The 12,561-nt window shown below is 66.8% G+C and carries 12 protein-coding genes and 1 pseudogene; 11 read left to right on the forward strand and 2 right to left on the reverse strand.

Annotation, left to right across the window (positions count from 1 at the left end; genetic code table 11):
- Positions 1–92: 92 nt before the first annotated feature.
- From ACAH41_RS04645 to ACAH41_RS04655, 3 genes are all read left to right on the forward strand, one after another.
- The gene (locus ACAH41_RS04645; RefSeq protein WP_325655771.1) at positions 93–1,043 is read left to right on the forward strand and encodes a helix-turn-helix domain-containing protein; all 951 of its coding nucleotides are present in this window, start codon (positions 93–95) and stop codon (positions 1,041–1,043) included.
- A 45-nt stretch (positions 1,044–1,088) separates the two neighbouring features.
- Positions 1,089–1,229, forward strand: a complete 141-nt coding sequence (locus ACAH41_RS04650; protein WP_325655770.1) for an STAS/SEC14 domain-containing protein — start codon at positions 1,089–1,091, stop codon at positions 1,227–1,229.
- 145 nt (positions 1,230–1,374) lie between these two features.
- Positions 1,375–1,686, forward strand: a complete 312-nt coding sequence (locus tag ACAH41_RS04655) for a hypothetical protein (RefSeq protein ID WP_325655769.1) — start codon at positions 1,375–1,377, stop codon at positions 1,684–1,686.
- A gap of 8 nt (positions 1,687–1,694) precedes the next feature.
- On the opposite strand, the gene ACAH41_RS04660 is transcribed toward ACAH41_RS04655, so the two are convergent.
- Positions 1,695–2,429, reverse strand: a complete 735-nt coding sequence (locus ACAH41_RS04660) for a Crp/Fnr family transcriptional regulator (RefSeq protein ID WP_325655768.1) — start codon at positions 2,427–2,429, stop codon at positions 1,695–1,697.
- A 130-nt stretch (positions 2,430–2,559) separates the two neighbouring features.
- On the opposite strand from ACAH41_RS04660, the gene ACAH41_RS04665 reads away from it, so the two are divergent.
- From ACAH41_RS04665 to ACAH41_RS04700, 8 genes and pseudogenes are all read left to right on the forward strand, one after another.
- Complete coding sequence (locus ACAH41_RS04665; protein WP_325655767.1) at positions 2,560–4,509, forward strand: AMP-binding protein; 1,950 nt, start codon at positions 2,560–2,562, stop codon at positions 4,507–4,509.
- Position 4,510: 1 nt separating this feature from the next.
- Positions 4,511–5,296, forward strand: a pseudogene (locus ACAH41_RS04670) (ABC transporter ATP-binding protein); the annotation flags it as partial.
- A gap of 94 nt (positions 5,297–5,390) precedes the next feature.
- Entirely contained in the window at positions 5,391–6,320 is a 930-nt protein-coding gene (locus tag ACAH41_RS04675; protein ID WP_325655766.1) for a branched-chain amino acid ABC transporter permease, read from the forward strand.
- 12 nt (positions 6,321–6,332) lie between these two features.
- On the forward strand, positions 6,333–7,397 hold the full coding sequence (locus ACAH41_RS04680; protein ID WP_325655765.1) for a branched-chain amino acid ABC transporter permease: 1,065 nt from the start codon (positions 6,333–6,335) through the stop codon (positions 7,395–7,397).
- Positions 7,398–7,439: 42 nt separating this feature from the next.
- Positions 7,440–8,762 carry an ABC transporter substrate-binding protein gene (locus tag ACAH41_RS04685; RefSeq protein WP_325655764.1) on the forward strand — a complete coding sequence of 441 codons (1,323 nt, stop codon included), beginning with the start codon at positions 7,440–7,442 and terminating at the stop codon, positions 8,760–8,762.
- Between the two features lie 192 nt (positions 8,763–8,954).
- Positions 8,955–9,827, forward strand: a complete 873-nt coding sequence (locus ACAH41_RS04690) for an ABC transporter ATP-binding protein (RefSeq protein WP_325655763.1) — start codon at positions 8,955–8,957, stop codon at positions 9,825–9,827.
- A gap of 9 nt (positions 9,828–9,836) precedes the next feature.
- Positions 9,837–10,148 carry a hypothetical protein gene (locus ACAH41_RS04695; RefSeq protein ID WP_325655762.1) on the forward strand — a complete coding sequence of 104 codons (312 nt, stop codon included), beginning with the start codon at positions 9,837–9,839 and terminating at the stop codon, positions 10,146–10,148.
- 10 nt (positions 10,149–10,158) lie between these two features.
- Positions 10,159–11,430, forward strand: a complete 1,272-nt coding sequence (locus tag ACAH41_RS04700) for an AMP-binding protein (RefSeq protein ID WP_325655791.1) — start codon at positions 10,159–10,161, stop codon at positions 11,428–11,430.
- Positions 11,431–11,434: 4 nt separating this feature from the next.
- On the opposite strand, the gene ACAH41_RS04705 is transcribed toward ACAH41_RS04700, so the two are convergent.
- Positions 11,435–12,397 (reverse strand): nucleotidyltransferase domain-containing protein, encoded by a 963-nt coding sequence (locus ACAH41_RS04705; RefSeq protein ID WP_325655761.1) that lies wholly within the window; start codon positions 12,395–12,397, stop codon positions 11,435–11,437.
- Positions 12,398–12,561 lie beyond the last annotated feature (164 nt).

The raw sequence follows: 12,561 nt of genomic DNA on the forward strand, positions 1-12,561 counted from the left end.
ACCCACAGCGCAGGCTGCGCTTGACTGTGCGCGCACAGCGCCCCGGGTAGACACCGGCCGGCACTGCGCGCCTGTCGCCGGACAATGCCGGTATGGACACGACGCTGCTGCTGAGCACCGACGATCTGCCCCCTTCCGAGCGCACGCCGGCCTGGCAGGGCTGGATGCATCAGCTCTTTGGCGGCCTGCAGTCGGACGTGTATGGCGCCAGCAGCTTCGAGGGCCACGTGCATGTGGCCCGGGCCGGCGAGGTGGTGCTGACCCGGCTGGAGGCCCAGCGCCACCGTGTGCTGCGCAGCCCGCAACTGGCGCGTGCCAGCGACAGCGCCTGCCTGAAGATCGTCGCGCCGTGGCTGGGCACCGCCGTGGTGGAGCAGATGGGCCGCCAGGCCTGGGTGCGGCCCGGCGCCTGGGCGATTTACGACACCACCGGCAGCTACGAGATCACCAACCCCGAGCAGGCCCTGCACCTGATCGTCATGCTGCCCAAGCAGCGCCTGCAAGAGCGCGGCCTGCACCTGTCGCCGCTGATGGGCCGGCAGGTGGGCGGCAGCCACGGCATCTCGCGCGTCGCCCTGGAAGCCATGCGCAACACCTTCCAGGAACTGCCCACCATGTCGGCCGAAGCGGCCTGCGGTGCTGGCGAGATGCTGCTGGAGCTGGTGCGCCTGTCGCTGCAGGAACTCGCCGGCCAGCACACGGCCACCAGCCAGCAGCAGGCACTGAAGGACCGCATCCGTGCCCATGTCGAACAGCACCTGCGCGACCCGGCGCTCAGCATCGAGCAGATCGCCCAGGCGCTCAACTGCAGCAAGCGGCACCTGCACAACGCCTTTGCCGACGAAGCGGACACGCTGGCCCACCACATCCTGCGCCGTCGCCTGCAGGCCTGCATGCGCGAGCTGCGCCAGCCCGCGCTCGACCAGCGCACCATCACCGAAATCGCCTTCTCCTGGGGCTTCAGCAACGGCGCCTATTTCAGCCGCGTGTTCCGCGACCACACCGGCCTGTCGCCGTCTGACTACCGCCACGCAAGCCGCTGAGCGGACAGCTCAGGCGCCACTGGTCGCCGATGCATCCAGCAACACATGATCCGCCTCGCGCTGGTGGGCGACCTGCGCTGGCGCGACAGCGCGCTGCTGTTCCTGCTCAGCGGCCTGGTGCCCTTCCAGATCGAATACTTCAAGCCCGATCAGATCACGCTGGCGCAGGCCTGGCTGAACGGCTGAACGGCGACGCGACAAGCGCGCCGCATGGCGGATATAGAAAGATTAGCGAAATTATGAGGTTTTCATAATTTACCTAATTTCAATCTATTTTCTGCAAGAGTGGAGACAGCGCGACTGGCAGGCGGCCGACGCATCTCCAATCGAGTTGGCCGAGGTCGAAGGGGCGAGCGCACCCGCGGTCGCCGCGCTGGACGAGTCCTTCTTCCGTGTCCGCTTTGATCGACTGACTCCCGCTGAAAAGCGCTATCTGCGCGCCATGGCGGAGTTGGGATCAGGACCACATCGCTCGGGTGCCATTGCTGACTGCTTGAAACGAGAGGTCAGCGCTTTGGGCCCGGTACGCAGTTCCCTGATCGCCAAGGGCATGATCTGGAGCCCGGCACATGGCGACACCGCCTTCACCGTGCCACTGTTCGACGAGTTCATGAAACGCATCATGCCGGGCAGCGACTGGTAACCCCCGAGTCAATCCGCGGCCGGCCGCGCCGGATAGCGCCGCAGCCCCTCCAGGTTCAGCACCCTCAGGCCGCCGTATTCGATCTGGATCAGCTGCGCGGCCTGCAGCGAACGCAGCGCCTCGTTGACCCGCTGGCGCGACAGGCCCACCAGGTAGGCCAGCTCCTGCTGCGTGATGCGCAGCAACTGGCCCACACCCGGGTACAGCACCGGGTGGAACAGCGCGGCGAGGTTGCGCGCCACGCGCGAGTCGGGGTCGTTCAGGCGGTCCGTCTCACGGGCCAGGATGAACTGGCCCAGGCGCTCGTTGAGCTGGTTCAGCACAAAGCGGTTGAAGGCGATGCTGCGGCCCAGCAAGTCGTGGAAGGCCTCGATCGGCAGGCCGGCCACCGCGCTCTGGCGCAGGGCCTCCACGTTGTAGCGGTAGGGCTCGCGCTTGAGCAGCGTGCCCTCGCCGAACCACGCGCCTGGCGGCAGACCGGCGAAGGTCACCATCGTGCCGTGGCTGGCGTCGTTGCTCATCTTCAGCAGCCCCTCGACCAGCCCGAACCAATAGGTCGGGGCCTTGCCGAGGCGGCAGATCAGATCGCCCGGCTCGGCGGTCACCAGGCGGATCTCGGGCCTGACCAGCGCCTGGTCCTCATCGCTCAGCAGTGCCAGCCAGGCAATGGTGGCGAGCTCGGCATCGTGCGCGGGGCGCGAGCGCTGGTAGAGGGAAGACGGGAGCGTCAAGGCGGCGTTCATGTGCCCGAACCTTGCCATCAAGCCACGGGAAAGTCCGCCCCGGACAGACCCGTAGATTGTCGTTGGACCGACAACACGGCGTCAAAGCCCGCCCTAGCATGCAGCGCATTCACCCACCGGAGACGCGCTCTTGGACACGACGTTTGTGCGCCTGCTGCTGCAGCACGCCGCCAGTCGGCCGCAGGCCCCGGCGCTGCGCGAAAAGGAATACGGCATCTGGCAAACCACCTCGTGGGGCGCACTGGCCGAGCGTGTGCGCCTGCTGGCCGCGGGCCTCGCCGCAGCCGGCCTGCAGCGCGGCCAGCACCTGGCCGTCATCGGCGACAACCGGCCGCGGCTTTACGCCACGATGCTGGCCGTGCAGGCGCTGGGTGCAGTGCCGGTGCCGCTGTACCAGGACGCGGCGGCGGCCGAGTTCGTGTTCCCGCTGGTGAATGCCGAGATCGCGTTTGCGGTGGTGGAAGACCAGGAGCAGGTCGACAAGCTGCTGGAGGTCCGCGCGCAGTGCCCGCAGCTGGCGCGCATCTGGTTCGACGACCCGCGTGGCCTGCGCCGCTACGACGCGCCGGGCCTCGCGTCTCTTGACCAGTTGCTGGCCGAAGGCGAGGCCTTCCACACGGCCCAGCCGGCCTTCGTGGACACGCAGATCGCGCTGGGCCAGCCCGACGACGTGGCCGCGATGTTCTTCACCTCCGGCACCACCGGCCAGCCCAAGGGCGTGGTGCACAGCCACCGCACGCTGCTGGACCGCGCAGCCGCAGGCCAGGCCTTCGACCACCTGACCGAGCGCGAGGAAGTGCTGGCCTACCTGCCGCCGGCCTGGATCGGCCAGAACATCTTCAGCTATGCGCAGTGGCTGGCCTGCGGCTACGTGGTGAACTGCCCGGAGTCGGCCGCGACCGTCGGCATCGACCTGAAGGAGATCGGCCCGACCTACTACTTCGCGCCGCCACGCATCTTCGAGGCGATGCTGACCACCGTCACCATCCGCATGGAAGATGCCGGCGCGATGAAGCGCGGCCTGTACCAGCACTTCATGGCGCTGGCCCGCCGAGTGGGCACCGCGCTGATGGACGGCCAGCCGGTGGGCACACTGGACCGCCTGCGCTACGCGCTGGGCAATGCGCTGGTCTACGGCCCGCTGCGCAACACGCTGGGCCTGTCGCGCGTGCGTGTGGCCTACACCGCGGGCGAGGCCATCGGGCCGGACCTGTTCGCGTTCTACCGCGCCATCGGCATCAACCTGAAGCAGCTCTACGGCTCGACCGAAACCGCCGTTTTCGTCTGCCTGCAGCCGGACCATGAAGCGCGGTCGGACACGGTGGGCGTGCCCATTGCCGGCGTGGAGCTGAAGGTTTCGGAACAAGGCGAAGTGCTGATCAAGTCGCCCGGCCTCTTGCGCGGCTACTACAAGAACCCTGCCGCCACCGCCGAGGTCATGACGGCCGACGGCTGGTACCGCAGCGGCGACGCCGGCTTCCTCGATGCCAGCGGCCATTTGAAGATCATCGACCGCGCGAAGGACGTGGGCCGCCTCGCGGGCGGCGCGTTCGGCGGCGCGATGTTCGCGCCCAAGTACGTCGAGAACAAGCTGAAGTTCTTCCCGCAGATCAAGGAGGCTGTCGCCTTCGGTGATGGCCGCGACCGCGTCTGCGCCTTCATCAACATCGACTTCGAGGCCGTGGGCAACTGGGCCGAGCGGCGCAACCTGGCCTATGCCGGCTACACCGACCTGGCGCAAAAGCCCGAGGTCTACGCATTGATCCAGGACTGCGTGCAGCAGGTCAATGCCGACCTGGCACGAGACGAGTTGCTGGCCGGCTCGCAGATCCACCGCTTCCTGATCCTGCACAAGGAACTGGACGCAGACGACGGCGAGATGACCCGTACCCGCAAGGTCAAACGGAGCTTCATCGCCGACAAGTACGCACTGCTGGTTCACGCGCTCTACGGCGGCCTGAAAGCACAGTACATCGAGACGGCGGTGACCTTCGAGGACGGCCGCAGCGGCAGCGTGGCCGCCACGCTGCAGATCGCCGACACCCAGACCTACCCCGCCGCTCCACGGAAGGCGGCATGACATGAGCATCAACACTTCAACCGCCCCCGGCGAGGTCATCCTCGACGTCCAGCACATCAGCCTGCGCTTTGGCGGCGTCAAGGCGCTGAGCGACATCAGCTTCAATGTGCGCGAGCACGAGATCCGCGCCATCATCGGCCCGAACGGTGCCGGCAAGAGTTCGATGCTGAACTGCATCAACGGCGTCTACACGCCGCAGGAAGGCCAGATCACTTTCCGCGGCCAGACCTTCAGCCACATGAACTCGCGCCAGGTGGCGGAAATGGGCGTGGCCCGCACCTTCCAGAACCTGGCCTTGTTCAAGGGCATGAGCGTGCTGGACAACCTGATGACCGGCCGCAACCTGCGCATGAAAAGCCCGCTGCTGCTGCAGGCGCTGCGCTGGGGGCCGGCGCTGAAGGAAGAGATCGCGCAACGCGAAGCGGTCGAACGCATCATCGATTTCCTGGAGATCCAGGCCTTCCGCAAGACGCCCGTCGGCCAACTGCCTTACGGCCTGCAAAAGCGCGTGGACCTGGGCCGCGCGCTGGCGATGGAGCCCAGCGTGCTGCTGCTGGACGAGCCGATGGCCGGCATGAACGTCGAGGAGAAACAGGACATGTGCCGCTTCATCCTCGACGTGAACGACGAGTTCGGCACCACCATCGTGCTGATCGAGCACGACATCGGCGTGGTGATGGACCTCTGCGACCGCGTGGTGGTGCTGGACTACGGCAAGAAGATCGGCGACGGCACGCCAGCCGAGGTGCGCGCCAACCCCGAAGTCATCCGTGCCTACCTGGGCACAGACGCATCGCCACCCGCCGCAGCGCCGCGGGCCGCAACCTCTGTCACTCCGCCGTTGGCCGATCAACGCGCCGCAGCCTGAAAGGAATCAAGCAATGGGGTTCCTCATCGAAACGGTGTTTGGCGGGCTGATGGCCGGCATGCTGTACGCGCTGGTCGCGCTCGGCTTCGTGCTGATCTTCAAGGCCTCGGGTGTCTTCAACTTCGCGCAGGGCGCGATGGTGCTGTTCGCCGCACTCGCCATGGCGCGCTTCTCCGAATGGTTCCCGCAGTGGTTCGGCTTCGAGAGCCTGATCCTGGCCAATGTGCTCGCGCTCATTGCCAGCGTCGCCTGCATGATCGTGGTTGCCTGGCTGGTGGAACGGCTGGCGCTGCGCGGGCTGGTGAACCAGCCGGCCATCACGCTGTTGATGGCCACGCTGGGCATCAGCTATTTCCTGGACGGTGCCGGCCAGCTGCTGTTTGGCAGCGCCACCTACAAGATCGACGTGGGCCTGCCCAAGGATCCCATGTTCGTGCTCGAGAACACCTTCCCCGGCGGCCTGCTGCTGAACAAGGAGGACCTGTATTCGGCGCTGATCGCCGCGCTGCTGGTGGCCACCCTCACGCTGTTTTTCCAGAAGACCCGCACCGGCCGCGCGCTGCGTGCGGTGGCCGACGATCACCAGGCCGCGCAGTCCATCGGCATTCCACTGGCGCGCATCTGGGTCATCGTCTGGGCCGTGGGTGGCGTGGTGGCGCTGGTGGCCGGCATCATCTGGGGCAGCAAGCTGGGCGTGCAGTTCTCCATCTCCATGGTCGCGCTGAAGGCCTTCCCGGTCGTGATCCTCGGCGGCCTCACTTCGGTGCCCGGGGCCATCGTCGGCGGGCTGATCATCGGCGTCGGCGAGAAGCTGTCGGAGATCTACCTCGGGCCGACGGTGGGCGGAGGGATTGAGAACTGGTTTGCGTATGTGCTGGCCTTGGGTTTTCTCCTCGTCAGGCCACAAGGCTTGTTCGGCGACAAGATCATTGACCGCGTCTGAGGAGGCCATCACATGCTCTATCGTGAAAACGGCCAGTTCAAGACTTCGTACGCGGCGGACCTGGCGCTGTTCCCCATCGCGCAGGACCGCTGGGCGATGGGGGCGCTGGTGGCGCTGGCCTTTGTCGCCGTGCCCTGGCTGGCCAGCGACTACACCTTTCGTGCGGTGCTGATCCCGTTCCTGATCCTGTCGCTGGCCGCCATCGGGCTGAACGTGCTGGTCGGCTACTGCGGCCAGATCTCGCTGGGCACCGGCGCCTTCATGGCGGTGGGCGCGTATGCGGCGTTCAATCTGCAGGTGCGTTTCGAAGGCATGCCGCTGATCCTGTCGCTGATCGGCGGCGGGCTGGCGGCCACCGTCTGCGGCGTGCTGTTTGGCCTGCCCAGCTTGCGCATCCGCGGGCTGTACCTGGCGGTGGCCACGCTGGCGGCGCAGTTCTTCATCGACTGGTTCACCAACCGGGTCAAGTGGGTCACGAACGACTCACCGTCGGGCTCGGTCAGCGTCGGCCCGCTGCGGGTCTTCGGCTTCGACGTCAGCAGCCCGGTGCAGAAGTACCTCTTGTGCCTGACGCTGGCCGCCGTGCTGGCGCTGGCGGCCAAGAACCTGGTGCGCGGCGCCATCGGCCGCGAATGGATGGCCATGCGCGACATGGACGTGGCGGCGGCCGTGATCGGCATCCGCCCGGTCTACGCCAAGCTCAGCGCGTTTGCGGTCAGCAGCTTCATCGTTGGCGTGGCCGGTGCGCTGTGGGCCTTCGTGCACCTGGGCGCCTGGGAGCCGGCCGCGTTTGGCATCGACAAGTCCTTCCAGCTGCTGTTCATGATCATCATCGGCGGGCTGGGCTCGATCGCCGGCAGCTTCCTCGGCGCGGCCTTCATCGTGCTGTTGCCGCTGCTGCTGAACCACCTGCCGCACTGGCTGGGCCTGCCGATCTCCACCGGCACGGCCTCGCAGCTGGAGCACATGATCTTCGGCGCGCTGATCGTGTTTTTCCTGATCGTCGAGCCACACGGTCTGGCCAAGCTGTGGTCCACCGGTCGCCAAAAACTCAGGCTCTGGCCCTTCCCGCATTGATTTCACCCGCACCAAAGAGTGCCCACACACGGAGACAAACACATGCGCTTCACTTCCCTGGTTCGCACCACGCTGTTGGCCGCGGCCACGCTGGCTTCGGCCACCGTTCCGCTGGCCGTGCAGGCCCAGGCTGCCAACGAACAGTTCATCCCGCTGCTGGTCTACCGCACCGGCCAGTTCGCGCCGCTGGGCATTCCCTGGGGCGACGGCAAGCAGGACTACCTGAAGCTGGTGAATGCGCGCGACGGCGGCGTCAACGGCGTGAAGCTGGCCTTCGAGGAATGCGAGACGGCCTATGACGCGGCCAAGGGCGTGGAGTGCTACGAGCGCCTGAAGACCAAGGGCGGTGGTGCCAGCGGCTTTGACACGCAGTCCACCGGCATCACCTTCGCGGTGACGGACAAGGCCTTCGTCGACAAGGTCGTGGTCGAGACGCCCGGCTACGGCCTCTCGGCCTCGGCAGACGGCAGCGTCTTCGAGTGGAACTTCCCGCTGCTGGGCACCTACTGGACTGCGGCCGATGTGATGCTGCAGGACATTGCCAAGAAGGAAGGCGGCAGCCTCAAGGGCAAGAAGATCGCGCTGGTGTACCACGACAGCCCGTATGGCAAGGAGCCCATCGCGCTGCTGCAGCGGCGCTCGGCCGCCGAAGGCTTCGAGGTGCAGCTGTACCCGGTCACGCCGCCCGGCGTGGAGCAGAAATCCGTCTGGCTGCAGATCCGCCAGGCCCGGCCGGACTATGTGCTGTTCTGGTCCGCCGGCGTGATGACCCCTGCCGGCATCCGCGAGGCCCAGGCCAGCGGCTTTCCACGCGAGAAGATGTACGCGATCTGGTGGGCCGGCTCGGACCATGACGTGAAGGACATCGGCGCCGGCGCCAAGGGCTACAACGCCATCACGCTGCACAACAGCTCGGCCCGCGACCGCGTGCACGAGGACCTGAAGAAGTTCGTCTACGACAAGGGCCAGGGTACCGGTGCGGCGACCGAGATCGGCGCGCTGGCCCACACCCGCGGCATGATGATCGCGATGCTGCAGGTCGAGGCGATCCGCGCGGCGCAGGAGAAATACGGCAAGGGCAAGGTCATGACGCCGGAGCAGGTGCGCTGGGGCTTCGAGAACCTGAACCTCACGGCCGACAAGCTGAAGGCCCTGGGCTTTGGTGAAGTGATGCGGCCGGTGCAGACCAGCTGCAGCAACCACATGGGCACCGACTGGGCCCGCATCGTCCAGTGGGACGGCGCGAAGTGGAACCTGGCCTCCGACTGGTACCAGTCCGACAAGACGCACATCGACCCAATGGTGAAGGAGGCCGCGGCCAAGTACGCCAAGGACAAGAACCTCAAGCCACGCAGCTGCGGCTGATCTTCCCCCGTTCGCACTGAGCTTGTCGAAGTGCCAGGTTCGAGCCCCGCCCTCACCCGTTCGCACTGAGCCTGTCGAAGTGCAGGCCCCAGCACCACGCCGGCTCCCTTCGACAGGCTCAGGACGATCGGAAATACAGACTCGGCCCGAACGGGGTTCTGTGTCACGCGCCTGGACAGCCACCATTCCGTCATGACCATTGCCACGCAATCTCAACCTGCCGCAATACCCGCCACGGCCGCGATTCCGATCACCTCCGCGCTGCTGGACGTCAACGGCATCGAGGTCATCTACCACCACGTGATCCTGGTGCTGAAGGGCGTGTCACTTCAGGTGCCTGAAGGATCGGTGGTGGCCTTGCTGGGCGGCAACGGCGCCGGCAAGACGACCACGCTGCGCGCCGTCTCCAACCTGCTCGCCGGCGAGCGCGGCGAGGTCACCAAGGGCCGCATCGAGCTGCGCGGCGAGCGCATCGAAAAGCTCAGCCCGGCCCAGCTGGTGCAACGTGGCGTGGTGCAGGTCATGGAAGGCCGGCACTGCTTTGCGCACCTCACGATCGAGGACAACCTGCTCACCGGCGCCTATGCACGCAAGGACGGCAAGGCGGCAGTCGCCGAGACGCTGGAGAAGGTCTACACCTACTTCCCGCGCCTGAAGACGCGCCGCGGCAGCCAGGCCGCCTACACCTCGGGCGGCGAGCAGCAGATGTGCGCCATCGGCCGCGCGCTGATGGCCAATCCGAGGATGGTGCTGCTGGACGAACCTTCGATGGGCCTGGCGCCGCAGATCGTCGAGGAGGTCTTCCAGATCGTGCAGGACCTGAACCGCAAGGAGCGCGTGACCTTCCTGCTCGCCGAGCAGAACACCCACATCGCGCTGCGCTACGCGGACCACGGCTACATCCTGGAAAACGGCCGCGTGGTGATGGACGGCGCCGCGGCCGAGCTGCGCGAGAACGAGGATGTGCAGGAGTTCTACCTGGGCATGGGCCGCGAGGAAGGTGGCGAGCGCAAGAACTTCCGTGATGCCAAGTCCTACAAGCGCCGTAAAAGGTGGCTGGCATGAGGAGCCGTGATGAGTGACGACGATCTGTCCGGCTGGGCCCTGCCCGCCGTCAAGCCCGACGAAGCGCTGCAGACGCTGCGCCGCAGCCTGCGCGACCTGAAGCTGCAGGAGCAGGCCGGCAGCGCGCCGCTGCGCTACCAGTTCAAGGGCAAGCCGGTGGCCGAGCTGAGCCTGGCCGAAGGCGGTTTGCAGGTGCGATGGGTGAAGCGCCCGTCGCACAGCCCGGAATGGCAAAGCCGCACACTGGCCAACGCGGCCGCGGTGCGCGACTGGCTGGCCTCGCTGAAGCGCCAGGTGGCCGGCTGGGACGGCGAGGAGTGACGCGGTGAGCCTGACTTCTTTCTACGACCTGCTCGAAGCCCGCGACCCCGCGCAGCGCGAAGCCAGGCTGATGGCAGCGCTGCCGGGTGCGGTGGAAAGTGCACAGCGGCGCAGCCGGGCAATGGGCGAAACGCTGAAAGGCGTGGACGCCGCCGCGGTGTGTTCACGCGCCGTGCTGGCCACGCTGCCAGTCACGCGCAAGCACGAGCTGCTGGCGCGCCAGCAGGCCAGCCGCGCGGCCGGTGGCGAGCCGTTTGGCGGCTTCTCGGCGGTGGGCTGGACGGGGCAGCCGGTGGCGCACGGCGCGCGGCGCGTGTTCCAGTCACCCGGCCCGATCTACGAACCTGAAGGCACCGCGCCGGACTACTGGCGCATGGCCCGCGCGATCTGGGCCGCCGGCTTTCGCGCAGGCGACCTGGCGCACTGCAGCTTCAGCTACCACCTCACGCCTGCCGGTTCGATGATGGAAACCGGCGCACACGCCATCGGCTGCGCCACCTTTGCCGGTGGCGTGGGCAACACCGAGCTGCAGCTGCAGGCCGCGGCCGAGTTGCAGCCGCAGGGCTACATCGGCACGCCCAGCTTCCTGAAGATCCTGCTGGACAAGGCGGCCGAGACCGGCGTGTCGCTCGCCTCGCTGCGCAAGGCCCTGGTCTCCGGCGAAGCCTGCCCGCCCTCGCTGCGCGACTGGCTGGCCGAGCGCGGCGTGGCCGCCTACCAGTGCTACGCCACCGCCGACCTGGGCCTGATCGCCTTCGAAACTCCCGCCCGCGAAGGCCTGGTGCTGGACGAAGCGGTGATCGTCGAGATCGTGCGGCCCGGCACCGGCGACCCGGTGCCCGAAGGCGAGGTCGGCGAGGTCGTCGTCACCACGCTGAACCCGGACTACCCGCTGATCCGCTTCGGCACCGGCGACCTCTCCGCCGTGCTGCCCGGCCGCTGCCCCACCGGCCGCAGCAACACCCGAATCCGCGGCTGGCTGGGCCGCGCCGACCAGACCGCCAAAGTCCGCGGCATGTTCGTGCACCCCAGCCAGGTCGCAGAAGTCGGCCGCCGCCATCCGTCACTGGGCCGCCTGCGCCTGGTCGTCAGCGGCGAAATGGCGCAAGACCTGATGACGCTGCAAGCCGAATGCGCCGAGCCCGCCACCGAAGGCCTCGCGCAGCGCGTGGCCGACACGGTGCGCGAAGTCACCCGGCTGCGCTGCGAGGTGCAGTTGCTGCCAGTGGGCAGTTTGGCGAATGATGGGAAGGTGATCGAGGACGCACGCAGCTACGCGTGAGCGATCACGGTTTGGGCAGCCCTTGGGCCCAGGCGCCGTCCATCACTTCCTTCGGAACACCACTGAACGCACCCCAGTTTCCCAGGTGCGGAAGCCGCTCGCTGATGAGCTTGACCACCGCACGCGCTTGCGCGATGTCTCGCGGTCGCTTCGCGGGCTCACGGTCAGGCACCTTCGACAGCCAGACCTTGTAGGCGGCAAAAGCCCGTGGGTCTGGCACGACCAGGTTGAAGACGCGCCCGTTGACAGCGACCACCGGCTGCTCGATGCGCGGTGCGCTCAGCAGCCACTTCATGTTCGGGATGTCCGTGGCCACCAGATCCCCCTCGAAAAACCGGTCGGCCTCTTGCGCCCACGGCGGCACCGGTGTCTGGCGGATCAGGTCGACCATGAACCCGGAAGTTGCACGCGCCCTGAATCGCTGCATCTGATCAATTTCATAGCTCTTGTCCGCTCGCTTGAGGATACCCAGGAGGCCTGCTTCCGAGAGCTCGCCGGTTGCCGCCAGGCTGAGCTTGGCTTTGTGGTTCCACAGCAGGTCGACATCCGTGGTGGCCATGAATTCGGGGTCAAAACGCACGGCGCCCAGGAAGCTGTAGGCGTGCATCGCGTTGGTGCCGATCACCATGATCGCCTTGCCAAGCAGGCCGGCCTGCTCCAAGGCCACGCAGACCTGCATCACTTCATTGGGCACGCTGCCCACACGCAGCGCAGCATTCACGCGGACCTGCATCTCCAGCGTCTGGCGCAGCCCCGCTTCGCGCGCCTGAAGCTCGGACTTGCGGCGGCTGAACTCGGCCAGGATGTGCTCGTTGGCCTCGTCGCGAGGCCCCATGGATTTGGCATTGCCCCGGCGGTCGGTCGTCTTGTAGAGGTACTCCCGGCCGTTCACGGTCTTCCAGTGCATGCCGCCGCGGTAGTCTGCAAGCTGAAGCGACACCTGGCGCCAGCCTTCATAGGCGGCCACGGCATCCAGGTATTGCTTGGCAGCCGCATTCGGCAGGTCAACGTACACTTTTATCCTTCAATTTGCGAATCGGATAATTTGAAGGATAAATCGTTTTATGTCAATGACTTACATGCGCTGAATGCCATCTATTTTGCATCGGCAGCCGCTGCAGCGACAAGCGC

The sequence above is a fragment of the Ideonella sp. genome (genome assembly GCF_041287625.1).
In the GTDB taxonomy this organism is placed as follows: domain Bacteria; phylum Pseudomonadota; class Gammaproteobacteria; order Burkholderiales; family Burkholderiaceae_C; genus Ideonella.

Coding starts and splice junctions, on each gene's coding strand:
- ACAH41_RS04650 (WP_325655770.1), top strand. CDS start 1,089: ATGATCCGCCTCGCGCTGGTGGGCGACCTGCGCTGGCGCGACAGCGCG.
- ACAH41_RS04680 (WP_325655765.1), top strand. CDS start 6,333: ATGCTCTATCGTGAAAACGGCCAGTTCAAGACTTCGTACGCGGCGGAC.
- ACAH41_RS04690 (WP_325655763.1), top strand. CDS start 8,955: ATGACCATTGCCACGCAATCTCAACCTGCCGCAATACCCGCCACGGCC.
- ACAH41_RS04695 (WP_325655762.1), top strand. CDS start 9,837: ATGAGTGACGACGATCTGTCCGGCTGGGCCCTGCCCGCCGTCAAGCCC.
- ACAH41_RS04660 (WP_325655768.1), bottom strand. CDS start 2,429: ATGAACGCCGCCTTGACGCTCCCGTCTTCCCTCTACCAGCGCTCGCGC.
- ACAH41_RS04645 (WP_325655771.1), top strand. CDS start 93: ATGGACACGACGCTGCTGCTGAGCACCGACGATCTGCCCCCTTCCGAG.
- ACAH41_RS04685 (WP_325655764.1), top strand. CDS start 7,440: ATGCGCTTCACTTCCCTGGTTCGCACCACGCTGTTGGCCGCGGCCACG.
- ACAH41_RS04675 (WP_325655766.1), top strand. CDS start 5,391: ATGGGGTTCCTCATCGAAACGGTGTTTGGCGGGCTGATGGCCGGCATG.